The organism is Lentibacter sp. (assembly GCF_965657785.1).
GTDB lineage: Bacteria > Pseudomonadota > Alphaproteobacteria > Rhodobacterales > Rhodobacteraceae > Lentibacter.
Map to the genome: position 1 here is coordinate 40,107 of NZ_CBFHPP010000013.1, position 18,903 is coordinate 59,009.

Sequence of the window (18,903 nt, forward strand, 5' to 3'; positions counted from 1 at the left end):
TTAAACTCGAAACGCTTTAAGGAGCAAACCCTATGTTTCCCTCCATGATCGGAACCGTCGTAATCGCTGGTATCGTCGGCTATCTGAGCGAACGCTCGGGCTTCACGCGCAACGGCATCCTTCAATCCATCATCATCTGCGTTGGCGGAGCCTTTGTTTTTTACTTCATCAGCCTTATGTTCAACATAGGCTTCAAAAGCCACGGCATGAACGCAATTGCCGCCTCCATCGGCGCGCTCGTCATCATTCCAACCCACTGGAGAAGGTAAATGGCGCTCTATCTGATCATCATCGGCGCGGCAGCGGGCTTCCTTGCAACCCGCATGATGCGCCTTGAAACCGACATTGTCACAACCATGGCCATCGGTATCGCAGGCGCGCTGATCGGCGGGTTTCTTCTGCGCTTCTTACTCAGCGTCATGGGGATGCTCGGCGGCCTCATCGGCGCAGTCATGGGCGCGATGCTCGTCATATGGGTCTGGCAGAAATACTTTAAGCGCTAAAGTTTTGGCGGCCTCGCGCGATAGACAGGCAGCCGCCAGCCAAAGGCGATAGACCCCGCACGCAAAACAAACGTGCTGACGACACAAGACCCAAAGACAACCAGCGGCGCGCCCGAAATACCCGCCGCCAAAAGCGCCACAATCGCGCCGCCAAAGGCCGCCGACACATATAGCTCTCCCTGCCTGAGCACCAAGGGAACCTCATTGGCCACAACATCCCGCATCAGCCCGCCAAATGTCCCCGTCATAATGCCCATCATCAGCACAACCGGCGCGCCGTGGCCAAGCGACATCGCCACACCCACACCCGCAGCAACCGCAACACCAAGCGCCAGAGCATCAAGCCAAAGCAAGAGCCGCGCACGGCTTTCAAACAGATGTGCTGTAAAGAAAATAAGCCCCGCAGCGCCGCAAGCAATCGCGATATGTTCGGGCTGCGCGATCCAGAATACAGGGTTCCTGTCGAGCAAAAGGTCACGCAACGTGCCGCCGCCAACGGCTGTCAAAGAGGCCAGAAACGCAAATCCAATGATATCAAGCTGCGCCCGTGACGCCGCCAAAGCCCCCGTCAGCGCAAAGATAAAAACCGAGGCATAATCCAGCAGAGCAAGCGCGCTCATGCCTCGTTCCGCGCGGGCTTGAACGGCGCCATACCCGCACGCGCCAAAGCGTCGGCGCGCTCGTTTTCGGCGTGCCCCGCATGGCCCTTGATCCACTTCCACGTCACGCTATGGCGCTCCTGCGCCGCGTCAAGGCGTTGCCAGAGATCGACGTTTTTCACAGGCTTCTTGTTTGAAGTCTTCCAGCCGTTGCGCTTCCAGCCAAAGATCCACCCCGTGACCCCGTTCTTCACATAAGCGCTATCCGTCACGACAGTGAGCTGTGAGGGTTTTTCCAGCCGTTCCAAGGCGTTGATCGCGGCCAAAAGCTCCATACGGTTGTTCGTCGTATCCGCTTCACCGCCCTTCAACTCACGTTCCTTGAGCACAGCACCGCCCTCAACCGCGCGCAAAAGCACCCCCCAGCCACCAGGCCCCGGATTCCCCGAACAGGCCCCGTCCGTGTAGGCAAAAAGCTCAGCCATGGGCGCGCACCAGAATGAATTTATCGACGGATCCTGACAAGCCGGCCCCCTCTCCTTTAAAAATATCATAAGGCTCAAAGCCCGCATCAGCCAAAAGGCCGAGAAGCTCGGCCTCGCTGACATATGTATAGGCGCGGCCCAGCGCATCCCGCGCCTCGCTGTCGCCAAGCTTCATGCCAATGTGAAACACACCGCCCGCTTTCAAGGCGCGCTTGATTTGGCCCAGATGCTGCGGCAGCTTGTTCCGCGGCGCATGAAGCAGCGAGAAGCTTGCCCATACGCCATCGTATGTATCAACAGACTCCAGATCGTCAAACAAAGCCTGCGCAACATTCAGCCCCTCGACCTGCCGCGCCAGAGCGATCATTTCAGCAGAGCCATCCGTTGCATCCACTTTACATCCCCGCTTGAGCATCTCGGCGGCGTAATGCCCCGGCCCACAGCCCAGATCGAGCACATAAGCGCCCTCAGGAAGATCATCGACAAAGCCGATCAGGCTCTTGTGCTCGGCCTTGCTCACAACGATTTTTGCATAGTCCTCGGCCTTCGCATCATAAATCGCCAGTGTTTGCGCATCCGCTGTCATGCCAACGCCCCCAAAACAAGGCAGGCGAGCACAACCGAAGTCAGCACCAAACGCAATGGCATCCACCAGTCAGGCGCAGCGCCCGCGCGCACAAACCACATATCCAGCGCAAGCAGCGCCGCAAAGCCCAGCATCAAAGCCAGAAGCGATCCTGCACCGCCGACACAGAAAAACGCCCAAAGCGCAGGTATAACAGAATAAATGTAGCCGCGCAGGGCTGCCGCCCCAGTGAGCCGCGTGGCAAAGCCCCACAAGACGCCCGACATGAAACACAAAATCACCGTGCCATAAGACACAAGCGCCGCCCCCCCGACGAGCCGCGCGCCCAACAGCGCATCAGCCCCAAAACTGCCCAGATGCGCCGTAAGCGCCCCCCAAAGGAAGGGCAACAGCCCGGCAAGCCCCAAGACAAGCGGCGCACGCGGAACCCGCAGCAAAGCCGCCCTCATGCGGGCATCCGCAGCACACGCGGCACTTTGAATTCGACATTCTCTTTGGCCGTTTCGAGCACTTCTATCTCAAGCGCATAACGTTCGCCCAAAGCGTCAATCACCTCCTGCACCAGAAGCTCAGGCGCCGAGGCGCCTGCGGTGATCCCGATCGAGCCGATCCCCTCAAGCGCGCGCCAGTCGATATTGGCTGCCCGCTGCACAAGCTGCGAATAGCCACACCCCGCATTAGAGCCAACTTCGACAAGCCGCTGCGAATTGGACGAATTTGGCGCCCCCACCACAAGCATGGCCTCCACGCGCTCCGCCATGGCCTTCACGGCTTCCTGACGGTTCGTGGTGGCATAGCAAATGTCCTCTTTGTGCGGCCCCACAATCGCGGGAAAGCGCGCCTGAAGCGCCGCCACGATCCCCGCTGTGTCATCAACAGACAGAGTGGTCTGCGTCACAAAGGCAAGCTTGGACGCGTCGCGCACCGTCACGCCGACCACATCCGCTTCTGTCTCCACAAGCAAGACCTCGCCCTCAGGCAGCTGGCCCATCGTGCCGACGGTTTCAGGGTGCCCCTCATGGCCAATCATAATGATCTGCAAGCCAGCCACATGATGACGCTCGGCCTCGATATGCACCTTGCTCACAAGCGGGCAGGTCGCATCGACAAAAACCATCTCGCGGCGCGCCGCTTCGGCCGGCACAGCCTTGGGCACACCATGCGCCGAGAAAATAACAGGCCGATCATCAGGGCAGTCTTCAAGCTCCTCGACAAAAACGGCCCCCTTGGCGCGCAAATCGTCGACCACATATTTGTTGTGCACAATCTCGTGGCGCACATAAACAGGGGCGCCCCATTTCTCGATTGCCAGCTCGACAATCTTGATGGCGCGGTCAACCCCCGCACAAAAGCCGCGCGGGGCGGCAAGAATAACTTTGAGAGGTGGTTTTGTCATCGGCGCGCTCCTCGTCCCCCTGAGCTAAGCGATGCGCCTGCGCAGGTCCAGACCTACGGACAAAAAAAGGGCGCGATGCCCCAAGACAACCGCGCCCCGCGTTGGCCTAAAACCTAGTCAAGATCATCAAGATCGCCGTCATCCCCTTGAGCATCCTCGCGCGCCGGGCGTCCAATGACGTCTTTGAGATCGTTTAGCTCGATGAAATTATCCGCCTGACGGCGCAGCTCGTCCGCAATCATAGGGGGCTGGCTTCGGATCGTGGAGACAACAGAGACCCGCACGCCTTGACGCTGAAGGCTCTCCACAAGCGGGCGAAAGTCGCCATCGCCTGAGAATATCACAATATGGTCCACATGAGGCGCAAGCTCCATAGCATCGACAGCCAGTTCGATATCCATATTGCCCTTTACTTTGCGCCGCCCTTGACTGTCGGTAAATTCCTTGGCGGGCTTCGTAACCATATTGAACCCGTTGTAATTCAACCAGTCGACCAGCGGGCGAATAGGCGAATACTCGTCGTTTTCAAGCAAGGCCGTGTAATAAAACGCGCGCAGAAGCTTGCCACGGCGCATAAATTCGCTCCGCAAAAGCTTGTAGTCAATGTCAAACCCGAGCGACTTCGCCGCCGCGTATAAATTTGAGCCATCAATAAAAAGCGCAAGGCGCTCATCCTTGTAAAACATAAACAGTCCCTCTAAAAACCGCAGGCTTGCTCAGGGTCGGATGGTTGAAAGGCAAGCAGGGCCAAAACACTTTGGTAACACTATAAAAACCGGTTACAGGCATCTAATCAAGAGAAGGATAGGGCGTTGGAGCCAAAAGCGCAAACATACCTGATCGCCCTCGGCGGCAATATGCCGTCCGCCCTCGGAGGCCCCGAAGTGACCCTGCGCGCAGCGCTCGCGCGCCTGCCCGAAACAGGCCTCACACTGGAGGCCGTGAGCCGCTTTTTCCAGACCCCCTGCTTTCCCGTCGGGGCGGGGCCGGATTATGTCAATGCCGCCGCCCGCCTGTCGTCTAACAAATCGCCTGCAGAAGTCTTGCATATCTTGCACCAGATCGAGGCCGAGTTTGGCCGCGAGCGCATTCAGCGTTGGGGGATGCGCAGCCTTGATCTTGATATCCTCGCCGCAGGGCAAACTGTGCTGCCCGATCAGCAAACCTATGATCACTGGCAAACGCTCGGCGTCGAGGCGCAGCGCACCACCGCCCCCACCGAGCTTATTTTGCCCCATCCCCGGCTGTCAGAGCGCGCGTTTGTCCTCGTTCCGCTCGCCGATATTGCGCCCGATTGGGCCCACCCCGTCTTGCGGCGCACCGTGCGCGAGATGCTTGCCGCGCTCCCTGCCAAAGAAAAAGACTCGGTTCTTCCCTGTTAAGGTGGCTTTTTGGCCTTGTGTTTCAGGTGCAAGGCCCCTAAATACGGGCCTTCACAAGACTGATCTGGAGTGACCCATGGCCCGTGTGACCGTTGAAGATTGCGTAGACAAAGTTCCAAACCGTTTTGAGCTTGTCATGCTCGCGTCGCATCGTGCCCGCGAAATCTCTGCTGGTGCATCGCTCACAGTAGAGCGCGACAACGACAAAAACCCCGTTGTGGCCCTGCGCGAGATCGCTGACGAAACCCAGACAGCCGACAATCTGCGCGAGCGTCTGATCGAAAGCAACCAGACCCAGATCGAAGTTGATGAGCCTGAAGATGATGCTATGGCGCTTCTGATGGGGGCCGAGGCTGACAAGCCGTCTGATGACGACATGACAGAAGAGCAGCTCTTGCGCCAGTTGATGGAAGCACAAGGTCAGGGCTAACCTGCCAGAAGGTGATCTAGCGGATGATTCCTCCAGTCGATGAGCTTCTAAGCCTCGTCCGCGCATATAACCCGAAAACAAATGAACGCCTCATCACCGAGGCCTACGAGTTTGCCAAGGCCGCACATGACGGCCAGAAGCGGCATTCTGGCGAATCATACTTCACCCATCCGTTTGCTGTTGCTCAAATTCTGGCAGGCCAACGGCTGGATGACAGCACGCTGATCACCGCCCTGTTGCACGATACAATCGAAGACACGGGCGCCTCTTATGAAATCGTGAGCGACAAGTTCAGCCGCGAAGTCGCCGATCTTGTCGATGGCGTCACCAAACTGACCAATCTTCAGCTCTCCTCCACCGAGACCAAACAGGCCGAAAACTTTCGCAAACTGTTTATCGCCATGTCCCGCGATCTCAGGGTCATTCTGGTCAAGCTCGCTGACCGTCTGCACAATATGCGCACGATCAAGGCCATGCGCCCTGACAAACAGGCCCAAAAAGCGCGTGAAACAATGGATATCTATGCGCCCCTCGCAGGCCGCATGGGGATGCAGTGGATGCGCGAAGAGCTGGAAGACCTCGCCTTCAAAGTCCTCAATCCCGAAGGCCGCGCCAGCATTATGCGCCGCTTCATCACGCTGCAAAACGAAACCGACGATGTAATCGAACGAATCACAGCCGATATGACACTAGAACTCGACAAAGCAGGGATCGAGGCCCAGATTATTGGCCGCGCCAAGAAGCCCTATTCGATCTGGCGCAAAATGCAGGAAAAGGAACTCGCCTTTTCCCGCCTGTCCGACATCTACGGCTTTCGTATCATCTCCCGAACCGAAGCCGATTGCTACCGTATCCTTGGCGTGATCCATCAACGCTGGCGCGCGATTCCGGGCCGCTTTAAAGACTACATCAGCCAGCCCAAATCCAACGGTTATCGCTCGATCCATACGACCGTTTCGGGCCGTGACGGCAAACGTGTCGAAGTCCAGATCCGCACCCAGCAAATGCATGATGTCGCCGAAAGCGGCGTGGCGGCGCATTGGTCCTACCGCGACGGTGTGCGCACAGAAAATCCCTTTGCCGTTGATCCTGTCAAATGGGTCTCGGGCCTCACAGAGCAGTTTGACGCCGAGGAAGACCACGACGCCTTTCTCGAAATCGTCAAACTCGAAATGTATGCCGATCAGGTTTTCTGCTTTTCGCCCAAGGGCGATGTGATCAAACTGCCCCGTGGCGCAACGCCGCTTGATTTTGCCTATGCCATTCACACCCGAATTGGCGATGCCTGCGTCGGCGCCAAGATCGACCATATGCGGGTGCCGCTCTGGACCCGTATCCGCAACGGCCAATCTGTCGAAATCATCACAGCCGAAGGCCAGACGCCCCAGCCGACATGGCTTGATATGGCCGTCACGGGCAAAGCCAAAAGCGCCATCCGCCGCGCCCTGCGCGAAATGGACCGTGACCGCTTCATCAAACTGGGCCGCGAAATCGCCCGCGCCGCCTTTGAAAACGTGAGCAAAAAAGCCACAGACAAAGTCCTCGACACCGCCGCCAAAAAACTGCGCCTTGAAGGCCGTGACGAAGTGCTCGCCCGCCTTGGAAGCGCCGAAATCGAGGCCCGCAGCGTTGTGCAGGCGGTCTACCCCGATCTGATCGAAGACCGCGCCGAAGCCGTGGCGCCCGAACGCGCCGTGATCGGCCTCTCTTCCGATCAACACTTCCAGCGCGGCACCTGCTGCCAGCCGCTCCCGGGAGAACGCATCGTCGGGATCACCTATCGTGGCAAAGGGGTTGTCGCGCATCGCATTGATTGTGACAGGCTGACAGATTTTGAAGACCAGCCGGAGCGCTGGCTCGATCTCCATTGGCAGGCCGGAAACCACCCCGCCATCTATCCTGTGACCCTTGAATTGACGATTGGCAATGACGCTGGCGTTTTAGGGCGGGTCTGCACCTTGATTGGCGAGGCCAGGGCCAATATCTCAAATCTGGTCTTTCTGGACCGCAAACCAGACTTTTACAAACTGCGGATTGATGCTGACTTAAGCGACGCCGAGCATTTGCACACGCTCAGCTCGGTGCTGGAAGCGGAGAATGATGTCGCACTTCTCGAACGTGTTGTTGACCCCGAGGCCAGCAACGTTGAAAACGGGGCCGAGGCGCAGTAACAAAATACGGCAAGGACAGAAGTTTTGGTCTTTAAACGGCGAGACAAACGGGCGTGGTGGCAAATTGTCACCGAATTCCTCTACCCGAAAGGGGGATGGGCACGCGCCTTTCACTATGTCCGCCACCGGCTTCACAGACTTCCCGACCCGCCCCACAAGATTGCCCGCGGCATCTGGGCTGGCGTGTTCACAACCTTCACACCGTTCTACGGAATGCACTTTATCGTGGCGGCCCTCATCTCGCGCGTGATGCAAGGCAATCTGATTGCAGCGCTCTTGGCGACTTTTTTTGGCAATCCGCTGACCTATATTCCGATCGGCGTCGCCTCGCTCAAAACGGGCCACTGGCTTCTGGGAACAGAGTTTGAAGTCGCCGAACAGAAACTCGGCGGCAAATTCTCCGAAGCGGGCGGCGACCTCTGGCACAACTTTCTGGCGATCTTCACCTCAAGAACCGCCGATTGGCACGGGCTGGCAATCTTTTATGACGAGGTGTTTTTTCCCTATCTTGTCGGCGGAATCATCCCGGGCGTGATCACGGCCTCGATCTGCTATTACATGGCCGTGCCCTTGATCCGCGCCTACCAAAACCGTCGCAAAGGCCGGATCAAGGAAAAGCTCGCCGCCCTGCGCAAAAAGAAGGCTAAGGATGCGCCTTAACCGCATTCGAATTGCACTGCGTGCAATCCGACCCGCTGGGGGACCCGTCCCCCAGACCTCAGCCAAGCTGGGGGACCAGTCCCCCAGACCCCCTGGGATATTTCTAGAAAGAAAAAGGTTGGGCTTGGCGTAAGAATTTGATCAAATCAAGCCAATCCATCCGAATCAAAAAAACATAGGACCCGTCATGGTGAATGCTGCCAAATTACGTCTCGGTGTGAATATTGACCACGTGGCCACCGTGCGCAACGCGCGCGGCAGCGCTTATCCTGACCCTGTGCGCGCCGCCAAGCTCGCCGAGGCGGCGGGTGCGGATGGCATCACGGCGCACCTGCGCGAAGACCGCCGTCACATCCGTGACGCTGACATTGACGGGTTGATGGCGGCGCTCACCACACCGCTCAACTTCGAGATGGCCGCAACACTCGAGATGCAGTCGATCGCGCTCGCCCACAAGCCCCACGCCGTCTGTATCGTCCCTGAAAAGCGCGAAGAGCGCACAACCGAGGGGGGCCTTGATGTGGGGGGGGATGACAACAGGATCGCAAGCTTTATCGCGCCACTGCGAGACGCCGGCTGCCGCGTGTCGCTCTTTATCGGCCATGAGCCAAGCCAGATCAAAGCCGCCGCCCGCATCGGTGCCGCCGTCGTCGAGCTTCACACAGGCGCTTATTGCGACTATCATTACGACGGCGCTTTCGCCAAACGTGACGCTGAACTCGCCGCTCTGAGGGAGGGTGCAGCCTTGGCCCATTCGCTCGGTCTTGAGGTTCATGCAGGCCACGGCCTCACCTTTGAAACCGTAAAGCCCATCGCCGCCATTCCCGAGGTGATGGAGCTCAACATCGGGCATTTCCTGATGGCGGAGTCGCTCTTTATCGGCATGGACGCCGCGATTGCAGAGATGCGGCGCCTGATGGATGAGGCGCGCGCTTGATCCTTGGTATCGGAACCGATCTTGCCAATATCGAGCGGATCGCCGCCACGCTGGAGCGCTTTGGCGACAGGTTCCGCACCCGTGTCTTCACCGAGACAGAACAGGCCAAAGCCGAGCGCCGCCTTGATACACCCGGAACCTACGCCAAACGTTGGGCCGCCAAAGAAGCCTGCTCCAAAGCCTTGGGCACAGGTCTGCGCATGGGCATCGCCTGGCGCGATATGCGCGTGAGCAACCTGTCCACAGGCCAACCCGTCATGGAAGTGACCGGCTGGGCCAAAGAGCGGCTCGACGCCATGACCCCCGCAGGGCATGAGGCCATCATTCATCTGACCCTGACAGATGATCACCCCTGGGCGCAGGCCTTTGTGGTGATTGAAGCGCGCCCGATTGCCGCCATATGATGGCTCAATAGCCCGCTCACCTCCCCTCTGGGTTGACAGACCCGCCTGCGCGGCTCATGAAGCCCCTAGCTTTTAGGGATAATCTCAATGACCACAGAAGAGAAAAAACGCAGCGGCGGATTTGTCGAAACGATCAAGACAATCGTCTATGCTCTGCTCATCGCAGGGGTGTTTCGCTCGCTGTTTTTCCAGCCCTTCTGGATCCCGTCAGGCTCCATGAAAGACACGCTGCTGATTGGCGATTTTCTCTTCGTCAACAAAATGGCCTATGGCTACTCCTACGCCTCCTGCCCGTCTGTGCGCCTCCCCGCGATCGGCATTAATATTGACGCCGAGGATGTCTGCGGCTGGTCGCGCGGCGAAAACAACCGCCTGTTTGCCGGTCAGCCCGAGCGCGGCGATGTCGTGGTCTTCCGCCATCCCGTCAATGGCTCTGATTTCATCAAGCGTCTCATTGGCCTGCCAGGCGACACGGTGCAGCTCAGCAATGGCGTGCTGATCCTCAATGGCAGCCCTGTTCAGCTTCAAGATGGCGGCGTCTTTAGCGAGACATTTGAGCTGCAAGGCCCACAGCGGATGCGCCCGCGCTGTGAAAACGGCTCTGTCGGCATGGGCGCCGAATGCACCAAATCGCGCCAGATCGAAACCCTGCCCAACGGGCGCTCGCACGCGATCCTCAATATTGGCGATCAGCGCGCCGACAATACCCCTGTGTTTACGGTCCCTGCGGGGCATTTCTTCTTCCTCGGCGACAACCGCGACAACTCCACCGACAGCCGCTTTGACCAGCGCGTTGGCGGCGTCGGCTTTGTTCCGTTTGAAAACCTGATCGGCCGCGCCGACCGTGTGATGTTTTCATCCGGTGGCAGCTCTATGCTCTATTTCTGGACATGGCGCAGCGACCGCTTTTTCAAGAGAATAGAGTGAAACTTTCCGCCGATCTTCAAGCCTTTGAGGGCGTATTGGGGCATAGCTTTGCGCGCCCCGAGCTGCTCAACCGTGCGCTCACGCATAGCTCCATGTCGTCCCCCACACGGCCCGATAACCAGCGCCTCGAGTTTCTCGGGGATCGCGTGCTTGGCCTCGTGATTTCCGAAGCCCTGCTCAAAGACGACATGAGCGCAAGTGAAGGCCAGCTTGCGCCGCGCTACAACGCTCTCGTGCGCAAAGAAACCTGCGCCGATATTGCCCGCGACATAGACATCGGCGCCGTGCTCAAGCTCGGCCGCTCCGAGATGATGTCAGGCGGGCGGCGCAAAACTGCGCTGCTTGGCGACGCCATGGAAGCCGTGATCGCTGCGGTTTATCTCGACGGCGGGTTTGACGCCGCCAAGGCCCTGATCCTGCGGCTCTGGGCCAAACGCATCACAACAGTCGAAAGCGATGCCCGCGACCCGAAGACCGCGCTGCAAGAATGGGCGCAGGCCCGCAAGCAAAATCCGCCCAAATATGTTGAAACCGCGCGCCAAGGCCCTGACCATGCGCCCGAGTTCACAATTGAGGTGCGCCTCGCCAGCGGCGAAACCGCCGCCTCCACAGCAAACTCCAAGCGTGCCGCCGAGCAAGCCGCCGCCGCCCTCCTGCTGGCCCAGATCGAAAGCGCTTCATGAGCGCCAATCAATCGGGCGCAGGCTTTATGATCCTCGCCATGGCCGCCTTTGCGCTTGAGGACAGCTTTTTTAAGGCCGCCACAGAGCTGACATCGGTCGGCACAGCGCTGATCTCCTTTGGCCTCATCGGGCTTCTGGTCTTTGCGAGCCAGTCCCTGCGTGTGGGAGAGCCTGTTTGGCATCCCGCCTGCCTCAAGCGCACCATGCTAATCCGCTCGGCCTTCGAGCTGATGGGGCGGCTCTTCTTCGGCCTCGCCCTTGCCCATGCACCGCTCTCCAGCACATCTGCTATCCTCCAGGCCGCGCCCATCGTTGTGACACTGGGTGCAATCTTGGTCTTTGGTGAGGCCGTCGGCTGGCGGCGCTGGCTGGCCATGGCCTTGGGCTTTCTCGGTGTGCTTGTGGTGATCCGTCCGGGCTTTGAGAGCTTTCAGATCACATCGCTCTATGCCCTTCTCGCGACAATCGGCTTTGCGGGCCGCGATCTGGCCACGCGCGCCAGCCCGCCCGCCATGTCCACAGCCCAGCTCGGCAGCCTTGGCTTCGCAGTTCTGAGCGCTGCGGGCCTGTTGCTCACAGCCCTTGAGGGCAGAGTCCCGACCTTGCCAACAGGCCAAAGCCTGCTCCTGACGGCAGGGGCAGCCCTCGTGGGCGTGCTGGCCTATGCCGCGCTCACCCGCGCCATGCGCTCGGGCGATGTGGGCTTTGTTGCGCCCTACCGCTACACGCGGCTGGTCTTTGCGCTCCTGATCGCCTTCACGGTGTTTGGCGAGCGCCCCGATCCCCTGACGCTGCTTGGCGCGGCCCTTATCGTGCTCGCAGGTCTTTATAGCTTTGCGCGCGCACGCAGTGCTGGCAGCGGGCGCTGAAACCCGTTAAAGAGCGCCCAACCCTATTGGAGCCGATCACATGACCACACGCGCAGGCTTTGTTGCCCTCATCGGAGAACCGAACGCTGGCAAATCCACCCTGACCAACCGCATGGTTGGAGCGAAGGTGAGTATTGTCACCCACAAGGTGCAAACCACCCGCGCCCGCATCCGTGGCGTTGCGCTTGAGGGCGAGGCCCAAATCGTCTTTGTTGACACACCTGGCCTCTTCAAACCCCGCCGCCGCCTTGACCGTGCCATGGTCGCCGCCGCATGGGGCGGTGCCGCTGATGCCGATATCGTCGTGCTGCTGATCGAGGCGCACCGCGGGATTTCGGAAGGCGTAAAGCACATCCTTGAAAGCCTCAAAGGCCTCAACCCTGATCAGAAAGTCGCCCTCGCGATCAACAAGATTGATAAAGTTAAGTCTGACTCCCTGCTCCAGCTGACCGAGCAAATGAACTCGCTGCATCCCTTCCTGCAAACCTTCATGATCTCTGCCGAGCGCGGCCATGGCGTCCCCGCCCTGCGCGAATGGCTCGCCTCCGAGCTGCCCGAAGGGCCTTGGCTCTACCCTGAAGACCAGATCGCCGATCTGCCTATGCGCATGATCGCCGCCGAAATGACCCGCGAAAAGCTGACCCTTCGTCTGCACCAAGAGCTGCCCTACCAGCTCACCGTCGAGACAGAAGCTTGGGAAGAGCGCAAAGACGGCTCCTGTCGCGTTGACCAGATCATCTACGTGATGCGCGACGGCCACAAAGGCATCCTGCTCGGCAAGCGCGGCGAGACAATCAAAGCTGTCTCCAAAGCCTCGCGCGAAGAGCTGGAAGAGTTCTTGGGCCGCAAGGTTCACCTGTTCTTGCAGGTTAAAGTGCGGCCCAACTGGCTGGACGAAGCCGAGCGCTACTCCGAGATGGGCCTTGATTTCAAGGACGGCAACACGTGACACGGCTGACATCTGAGTTCTGGGTCTCCGCCTACCTCACACGCCTGCGCCTTTATGATATCCCCGCCTTTGTTGTGCGTCATGGCGACGATACCGCAGGCGCCGTGCTGATAAAACTCAACACCCTTGATGGCCGCGCACAGGCCTTTCAGCGCCGCTTTGACTTCATGACAGACAGCCGCGCGTGGGAGCTTCTCGCCGAAGGCGAAGAGGCCGTGGTGGATGCGTCTCTCGCCAAACAGCGCAACATGGACCCTGATCTCTGGATCATCGAAGTGGAAGACCGCCAAGGCAGACATTGTCTTGATGAGGTAGGATTGTCCGACTAACCTCCGCTTTAACAGGGGAGCGCAATTATGCTGACAGAACTCAAATCCATAGTCGGAGACGCCAACGTCCTGACCGCAACCGATATGGCCAAATACAGCCACGACTGGATGAACACCGAAAGCTGGACCCCCCTCGCCGTGGTCCGCCCCGCGTCCACAGAAGAGGTCGCAGCCGTTGTAAAGCTCGCCAGCGCGCATCACACCGCGATTGTCCCTGTCTCTGGCAACACAGGCCTTTGCGCTGGCACAAGTGCCGAGGGCGCTCTCATGATCTCGCTGGAGCGGATGAACACAATCCGCGAAATTCGCCCCGAGGCGCGCATCGCTGTGGTAGAGGCCGGCGTGGTGCTCTCGACCCTGCGCGAGGCCGCTGATGCGCATGATCTCATCTTTCCGCTCACCTTCGGCGCGCAAGGCTCCGCCATGATCGGCGGAAACCTCTCGACCAATGCGGGCGGCTCCAACGTCCTGCGCTATGGCAATACGCGTGATCTCTGCCTCGGCCTCGAAGTCGTGCTGCCCAATGGCGAGATCATGAATATCATGAGCGAACTGCACAAAGACAACTCGGGCTACAACCTCAAGCACCTCTTCATCGGCGCCGAAGGCACCCTCGGGATCATCACAGGCGCCGTGCTCAAGCTCGCACCCAAGCCCCGCGCCTACGCCACAGCCATGGTCGCCGTCAAAAGCCTGCCTGTCGCACTTGATCTGCTCGCCGCGCTACAATCCGCCACAGGCGGCAGTGTAGAGGCGTTTGAATATATGCCGCGCGGCTTTATCGACACCCACCTCAAAGTGGTTGAGGGCGCGCGCGCCCCGTTTGAGGAAAGCTATGATGTCAACATCCTCGTCGAAGTCGGCGCAAGCTCTGACGCCCGCGCCGCAGATGGTCGCGCCGCCGTTTCTGCCACGCTCGAAGACACCCTCGGCACCCTTCTGGACAGTGGCGAGGTGCTTGACGCCGTAATCGCCCAAAACGAGACCCAGCGCCGCGAAATGTGGGCGCGCCGCGAGGCCGCCGCCGAAATCTGTATGCCCTTCATGCCCATGGTCAGCGCCGATATCGCCGTGCCGACCGACAAGATGGAAGCGGCGCTTGAGATGATTGATGGCGAAATCCGCAAACTCGACCCCGACCCTTTCACCATTATCGTCGCCCACCTCGGCGACGGCAACGCGCATTATGCGGTCAAAACCGCTGATATGACACCCGCGCGCAAAGACGAGGTGACAGAAATCATCGAAGACTGCGTGCTTCACTTCGGCGGCAGCTTCTCCGCCGAACACGGCATCGGAACCTACAAACTCCCCTCCATGGCACGGCGCAAAAACAAAGTGGCTGTCGAAGCCATGCGCGCCATCAAACTGGCGCTCGACCCGCAAAACATCATGAATCCCGGGAAAGTTATTCCTGACTGACAGAGGCGTCATATCCGAACGGGCTGCTATCCGTTAACGGCGAGTTTGAGCCCAGAGCAGACCTTCGATTGGGAGCACCCAGCCGGTTAACAGCCGCAATAGCGGCCCGGCCATCGTCAGCCCCTCCCTTGGGCTGGCGATTTGGCAGATGCAGGCGCGCCATTCGGTCTGAGGATGTATTTTGCAGACATAAAGCGCTTTGCAACCGGCGTTGGATCGCCACCCCAGGGGCTGACGTTAGCCTCCGTCGCGACTGACGGCTTCGTCCGAAGAGCAGACCGCCCCTAAACCTTCCCAAACACCGCAACATACCCCACGTCATTCGCGTGGTCGCCTTCTGCCTTGTCGCCATAAATCCGCACGGTTTTCAGCTCCAAACCTGCAATCTGCCCTGCCAATGCCTCAAACTTCGCGGCAAACCCTGCCGCCTCCCAATGGGCGCGGCTCACAGAAATCGCGATCTGCGCACCGCGCGCCGCCACACGCAAAACTTCGTCCAAAGCCTCTGGCCCCACGTGCCCCGTGGTAAATGTCCCTGACGAAACAATGCTGCCATACGCCCCGTCGGCCACATCAAGCCGCGCGGTCATATCGCCCGTAAAAAGCCGCCGATAAACGCCGCGCACGCGGGCCACATCCAGCATCTCTTGGCTGATGTCGACGCCATCCACTGGCCCAAGCCCCGCCGCCGCAAGATGCGTCCCGACAAGCCCCGTGCCCGCGCCAATATCAAGCACAGGCCCACGCGGCCCGCGCGCCACAAAGGCCTGCACAACCCGCTCGGGCAGACAATACTCCATCCTTGCCGCAAAGCCCGCATCATAGCTCTTGGCCCAAGCCGCATAGAGCCGCTTGCTGTCTTCTGGGGTTTTTAGCCCGTAGGCTGCATCGAGGTCTGGTTCATCATCACTCATGCGCGAAGTGAACCAGCCCCTGTTCTATCAGGCAAGCCTTACTTCTTCGCAGCCGCCTTCTTCGCCGCAGGCTTGGCCGCTTCCAAAGCGTCCAGCCGCGCTTTCAGCGCTTCGTTCTCTTCGCGCGCCTTCTGCGCCATGGCCCGCACCGCGTCGAACTCTTCGCGCGTGACAAAATCACGGTCCGCCAGCCAGCGGTCCATCATCGACTTCATGGCCGTCTCGGCCTCGGTCTTTGCGCCTTGGGCCACGCCCATAGCGTTTGTCATCAGCTGGGAAATATCATCCAGAACTTTATTGCGTGTTTGCACGGGGTTTGCCTCCTTGGCGCATTGCTTATCCCCTATATGGGGCAGCGCGCGCATATTCTCAAGCTTGACCGCGCCCTCAAGGCAGGCAACAAGGTGAGATATGTTGGCACAAATTCCCTTCCCCGAAATCTCGCCCGAGATATTCACCCTTCCAATCGCAGGCATGGAGTTTGCCCTGCGCTGGTATGCGCTCGCCTATATCGTCGGGATCATCATTGCATGGCAAGTCAGTGTGCGCGCCGTGAGCCGCCCCGCGCTCTGGAGCGGCACAGCCCCGCTCACCAAGCCACAGCTCGAAGACTTGCTCACATGGATCATCCTCGGGATCATTCTTGGCGGACGCCTCGGCTTTGTGCTGTTTTACGAGCCGGCCTATTACCTCGCCAACCCTTCCCAGATCCTTCAGGTCTGGCAAGGCGGCATGGCCTTTCACGGCGGCTTCCTTGGCGTGGTCATCGCCGCATGGATCTGGTGCGCGCGCAACGGCGTCAGCAAGATCGCTGCCGCCGATACAATCGCCCTTGGCGTGCCATGGGGCCTCATGCTCGGCCGCTTGGCAAATTTTATCAACGCCGAGCTTTGGGGCCGACCCACAGATGTGCCATGGGCAATGAAATTCCCGACCATGTGCCGCAACACCGTGTTGCAAGGCTGCGAAAAGGCGGGCGAATGGTTCTACACAGGTGCCGAGCTGACGCGCCACCCGTCTCAGCTCTACCAAGCCGCCCTTGAAGGCGCGTTGCTTGGCCTCCTGCTCCTCTTTCTCGCCTTTTCGCGCGGCGCGCTCAAAACCCGTGGCCTGATCACAGGCGTCTTCATCGCCGGCTACGGCACAGCGCGCTTTATCGTCGAACACTTCCGCCAAGCTGACGCGCAATTCGTCACGCCAGACAATCCCTTCGGCCATGTTGTTCTCGGCATAACCATGGGCCAGCTCCTCTCGCTGCCCATGGTCCTCGCAGGCGTTCTGATCATTCTCTGGGCGCGCCGCAATCGCCCCGTATGAGCGCCCTTGAAAACCATATCACAGCGCTGATCCGCGCCAGTGGCCCGCTCACGCTTGCCGAGTTCATGGCGCTCTGCCTCCAGCACCCCGAGCATGGCTATTACACAACCCGCGACCCCCTCGGCGCGGGCGGTGATTTCACAACATCTCCCGAAATCTCCCAGATGTTTGGCGAGCTGATCGGCCTCTGCCTCGCCCAAAGCTGGCTTGACATGGGCGCACCCCAGCGCTTCACACTTGCCGAGCTTGGCCCGGGGCGTGGCACGCTCATGGCCGATATCCTGCGCGCCACCAAAGGCGTGGCTGGCTTCCACGCCGCCGCCGATATTGTGCTTGTCGAAACCTCCCCCGCCCTGCGCGCCCGCCAAGCCGAGGCGCTCAAAGCCTATGCGCCCGAATGGCAAAACAGCTTCGCTCCCAAGCCCCAGCCGCTTCTTCTCGTGGCCAACGAGTTCTTTGATGCCCTGCCCATTCGCCAGTTCATCCGCGATGAGGCGGGCTGGCGCGAGCGCGTGGTCGGGCTTGAGGCCGGCGCGCTCGCCTTCGGCCTCACAGACGCGACCCAGCTTGCCAGCCTTGAACACCGCTTGGACGATACCGAGATCGGCGATCTTGTCGAAGTCTGTGGCCCTGCCGAGGCCGTCGCTTGCGAAATCGGCGGCCATATCGCCGCCCACGGCGGATGCGCGCTCATCATCGACTATGGCAGCTGGCGCGCACAGGGCGACACGTTCCAAGCCGTCAAAGCCCATGAAAAAGTCAGCCCGCTTGCGAGCCTTGGCACAGCCGATCTCACAGCCCATGTTGATTTTGAGGCGCTCGCCAAGGCCGCAGCACCCGCCGCACACAGCGCGCTCACGCCCCAAGGCGTGTTTCTGGAGCGCCTCGGAATAACCGCCCGTGCCCAAGCCCTTGCCCAAAAGCTGACAGGCGCAGCCCTTGAAAGCCACATTGCCGCACATCGCCGCTTGACGCACCCCGAAGAAATGGGGACGCTCTTCAAAGTGATGGCGCTGATGCCACATGGCGCGCCCGCCCCCGCAGGACTTGAAGATGGTGCTTGAAATCATAACCGACGCAGGCCTCGCCCCGTTCCAACACGGGTTCTTCACCCGTAAAGGCGGCGCCTCTTCGGGTATCTTTTCTGGGCTTAACTGCGGCCAAGGCTCCTCGGACCAAAGCGAAATCGTCGCGCTCAACCGCGCCCGCGTCGCCGATGCCCTCGACCTTGCGCCAGAGGCCCTCGCCTCGGTTCATCAGGTGCACTCCCCAGATGTCGTGCATATCACAGAGCCGCACACCGAAAAGCCCAAAGCCGACGCCATGGTCACGGCCACGCGCGGCCTCGGCCTCGCCATTCTCACAGCCGATTGCCAACCCGTGCTCTTCGCGGATGCCGCCGCAGGCGTGATCGGCGCGGCCCACGCGGGCTGGAAAGGCGCACAAACCGGCGTGTTAGAAGCCACAGTCGATGCCATGGAAGCCCTCGGCGCAAAGGCTGCCAACATAACCGCCGTCATAGGCCCCTCGATCTCGCAAACCGCCTATGAAGTCGGTCAGGAATTTTTCGAGCGCTTCGCAGACGAGGACCCCGAAACCGCCCGCTTTTTCGCCAGCGGCGCAACGCCCGACAAATACCTCTTTGATCTGCCCGCCTTCGGCCTTGCGCGGCTACGCGCCCGTGGCGTGGGCACAGCCCGCTGGACAGGCCATTGCACCTACGCTGACGAAGAGCGCTTTTACAGCTACCGCCGCACCACACATCGCGGCGAAAAAGACTATGGCCGCCTCGTCTCGGTCATCAGACTGTAAGCGAAACAATCGCCCCTTAGCCTTGCTTTCGTTTCCAAATCACCGCGGTATTGTCGCCAAGCGGCCCAATCGACGCCCCATTTGCGGGCTTTAGTCTCTCCTGAGCAACAGTGAAGCCAGCCCCGACT

Annotated in this window: 25 protein-coding genes; 17 read left to right on the forward strand and 8 right to left on the reverse strand. The window is 59.9% G+C overall.

Translation table 11 applies throughout. The annotated features are described in order from the left end of the window. The first annotated feature begins 32 nt into the window (after positions 1-32). A complete protein-coding gene (locus ACTF58_RS09130) occupies positions 33-269 on the forward strand; it encodes a hypothetical protein (protein WP_438991668.1) in 237 nt (78 codons plus the stop codon). Further along, a complete protein-coding gene (locus tag ACTF58_RS09135) occupies positions 270-503 on the forward strand; it encodes a GlsB/YeaQ/YmgE family stress response membrane protein (protein WP_263764882.1) in 234 nt (77 codons plus the stop codon). Here the strand turns inward: ACTF58_RS09135 and ACTF58_RS09140 are convergent. From ACTF58_RS09140 to ACTF58_RS09165, 6 genes are all read right to left on the reverse strand, one after another. Continuing rightward, positions 500-1,123: a trimeric intracellular cation channel family protein gene (locus ACTF58_RS09140; RefSeq protein WP_438991669.1), complete on the reverse strand. Its 624-nt coding sequence runs from the start codon at positions 1,121-1,123 to the stop codon at positions 500-502. The genes ACTF58_RS09135 and ACTF58_RS09140 overlap by 4 nt on opposite strands. Beyond that, positions 1,120-1,587 (reverse strand): ribonuclease HI, encoded by a 468-nt coding sequence (gene rnhA / locus ACTF58_RS09145; RefSeq protein WP_438991670.1) that lies wholly within the window; start codon positions 1,585-1,587, stop codon positions 1,120-1,122. The genes ACTF58_RS09140 and rnhA overlap by 4 nt, the downstream gene beginning before the upstream one ends. Continuing rightward, positions 1,580-2,173 (reverse strand): class I SAM-dependent DNA methyltransferase, encoded by a 594-nt coding sequence (locus tag ACTF58_RS09150; RefSeq protein ID WP_438991671.1) that lies wholly within the window; start codon positions 2,171-2,173, stop codon positions 1,580-1,582. The genes rnhA and ACTF58_RS09150 overlap by 8 nt, the downstream gene beginning before the upstream one ends. Then, a complete protein-coding gene (locus tag ACTF58_RS09155; RefSeq protein ID WP_438991672.1) occupies positions 2,170-2,622 on the reverse strand; it encodes a DUF3429 domain-containing protein in 453 nt (150 codons plus the stop codon). The genes ACTF58_RS09150 and ACTF58_RS09155 overlap by 4 nt, the downstream gene beginning before the upstream one ends. Further along, a complete protein-coding gene (gene ispH, locus ACTF58_RS09160) occupies positions 2,619-3,569 on the reverse strand; it encodes a 4-hydroxy-3-methylbut-2-enyl diphosphate reductase (RefSeq protein WP_438991673.1) in 951 nt (316 codons plus the stop codon). Before ispH ends, ACTF58_RS09155 begins: the two co-directional genes overlap by 4 nt. Before the next feature lie 113 nt (positions 3,570-3,682). Continuing rightward, entirely contained in the window at positions 3,683-4,255 is a 573-nt protein-coding gene (locus ACTF58_RS09165; protein WP_438991674.1) for a LabA-like NYN domain-containing protein, read from the reverse strand. Between the two features lie 126 nt (positions 4,256-4,381). Here ACTF58_RS09165 and folK point away from each other — a divergent pair, with 126 nt between their 5' ends. The 12 genes from folK to ACTF58_RS09225 all read left to right on the forward strand — a co-directional run bounded on the left by folK (position 4,382) and on the right by ACTF58_RS09225 (position 14,732). Then, positions 4,382-4,951 carry a 2-amino-4-hydroxy-6-hydroxymethyldihydropteridine diphosphokinase gene (gene folK, locus ACTF58_RS09170; protein ID WP_438991675.1) on the forward strand — a complete coding sequence of 190 codons (570 nt, stop codon included), beginning with the start codon at positions 4,382-4,384 and terminating at the stop codon, positions 4,949-4,951. Between the two features lie 76 nt (positions 4,952-5,027). Then, the gene (gene rpoZ / locus ACTF58_RS09175) at positions 5,028-5,381 is read left to right on the forward strand and encodes a DNA-directed RNA polymerase subunit omega (protein WP_438991676.1); all 354 of its coding nucleotides are present in this window, start codon (positions 5,028-5,030) and stop codon (positions 5,379-5,381) included. Between the two features lie 23 nt (positions 5,382-5,404). Then, a complete protein-coding gene (locus tag ACTF58_RS09180) occupies positions 5,405-7,552 on the forward strand; it encodes a RelA/SpoT family protein (protein WP_438991677.1) in 2,148 nt (715 codons plus the stop codon). Positions 7,553-7,576: 24 nt separating this feature from the next. Next, entirely contained in the window at positions 7,577-8,212 is a 636-nt protein-coding gene (locus ACTF58_RS09185) for a DUF2062 domain-containing protein (RefSeq protein ID WP_438991678.1), read from the forward strand. A 187-nt stretch (positions 8,213-8,399) separates the two neighbouring features. Next, positions 8,400-9,149, forward strand: coding sequence for a pyridoxine 5'-phosphate synthase (locus ACTF58_RS09190; protein WP_438991679.1), 750 nt, complete (start codon positions 8,400-8,402; stop codon positions 9,147-9,149). Continuing rightward, positions 9,146-9,553: a holo-ACP synthase gene (gene acpS / locus ACTF58_RS09195; RefSeq protein ID WP_438991680.1), complete on the forward strand. Its 408-nt coding sequence runs from the start codon at positions 9,146-9,148 to the stop codon at positions 9,551-9,553. Before ACTF58_RS09190 ends, acpS begins: the two co-directional genes overlap by 4 nt. Positions 9,554-9,640: 87 nt before the next feature. Further along, a complete protein-coding gene (gene lepB, locus ACTF58_RS09200; RefSeq protein ID WP_438991681.1) occupies positions 9,641-10,480 on the forward strand; it encodes a signal peptidase I in 840 nt (279 codons plus the stop codon). Further along, entirely contained in the window at positions 10,477-11,163 is a 687-nt protein-coding gene (gene rnc, locus ACTF58_RS09205) for a ribonuclease III (RefSeq protein WP_438991682.1), read from the forward strand. Before lepB ends, rnc begins: the two co-directional genes overlap by 4 nt. Further along, the gene (locus tag ACTF58_RS09210; RefSeq protein ID WP_438991683.1) at positions 11,160-12,032 is read left to right on the forward strand and encodes a DMT family transporter; all 873 of its coding nucleotides are present in this window, start codon (positions 11,160-11,162) and stop codon (positions 12,030-12,032) included. The genes rnc and ACTF58_RS09210 overlap by 4 nt, the downstream gene beginning before the upstream one ends. A gap of 40 nt (positions 12,033-12,072) precedes the next feature. Further along, on the forward strand, positions 12,073-12,981 hold the full coding sequence (era, locus tag ACTF58_RS09215; protein WP_438991684.1) for a GTPase Era: 909 nt from the start codon (positions 12,073-12,075) through the stop codon (positions 12,979-12,981). After that, complete coding sequence (locus ACTF58_RS09220) at positions 12,978-13,310, forward strand: DUF1491 family protein (protein ID WP_438991685.1); 333 nt, start codon at positions 12,978-12,980, stop codon at positions 13,308-13,310. Before era ends, ACTF58_RS09220 begins: the two co-directional genes overlap by 4 nt. Before the next feature lie 27 nt (positions 13,311-13,337). Next, positions 13,338-14,732 carry an FAD-binding oxidoreductase gene (locus ACTF58_RS09225; protein ID WP_438991686.1) on the forward strand — a complete coding sequence of 465 codons (1,395 nt, stop codon included), beginning with the start codon at positions 13,338-13,340 and terminating at the stop codon, positions 14,730-14,732. A gap of 284 nt (positions 14,733-15,016) precedes the next feature. On the opposite strand, the gene ACTF58_RS09230 is transcribed toward ACTF58_RS09225, so the two are convergent. After that, positions 15,017-15,646, reverse strand: coding sequence for a class I SAM-dependent DNA methyltransferase (locus ACTF58_RS09230; RefSeq protein WP_438991687.1), 630 nt, complete (start codon positions 15,644-15,646; stop codon positions 15,017-15,019). Between the two features lie 38 nt (positions 15,647-15,684). Continuing rightward, on the reverse strand, positions 15,685-15,957 hold the full coding sequence (locus tag ACTF58_RS09235; RefSeq protein ID WP_438991688.1) for an accessory factor UbiK family protein: 273 nt from the start codon (positions 15,955-15,957) through the stop codon (positions 15,685-15,687). 100 nt (positions 15,958-16,057) lie between these two features. On the opposite strand from ACTF58_RS09235, the gene lgt reads away from it, so the two are divergent. From lgt to pgeF, 3 genes are read left to right on the forward strand one after another with little or no spacing between them, the layout of a single operon-like run. After that, positions 16,058-16,963 (forward strand): prolipoprotein diacylglyceryl transferase, encoded by a 906-nt coding sequence (gene lgt / locus ACTF58_RS09240; protein WP_438991689.1) that lies wholly within the window; start codon positions 16,058-16,060, stop codon positions 16,961-16,963. Beyond that, entirely contained in the window at positions 16,960-18,027 is a 1,068-nt protein-coding gene (locus ACTF58_RS09245; protein WP_438991690.1) for a class I SAM-dependent methyltransferase, read from the forward strand. The genes lgt and ACTF58_RS09245 overlap by 4 nt, the downstream gene beginning before the upstream one ends. Next, entirely contained in the window at positions 18,017-18,775 is a 759-nt protein-coding gene (gene pgeF / locus ACTF58_RS09250; protein WP_438991691.1) for a peptidoglycan editing factor PgeF, read from the forward strand. The genes ACTF58_RS09245 and pgeF overlap by 11 nt, the downstream gene beginning before the upstream one ends. Positions 18,776-18,903 lie beyond the last annotated feature (128 nt).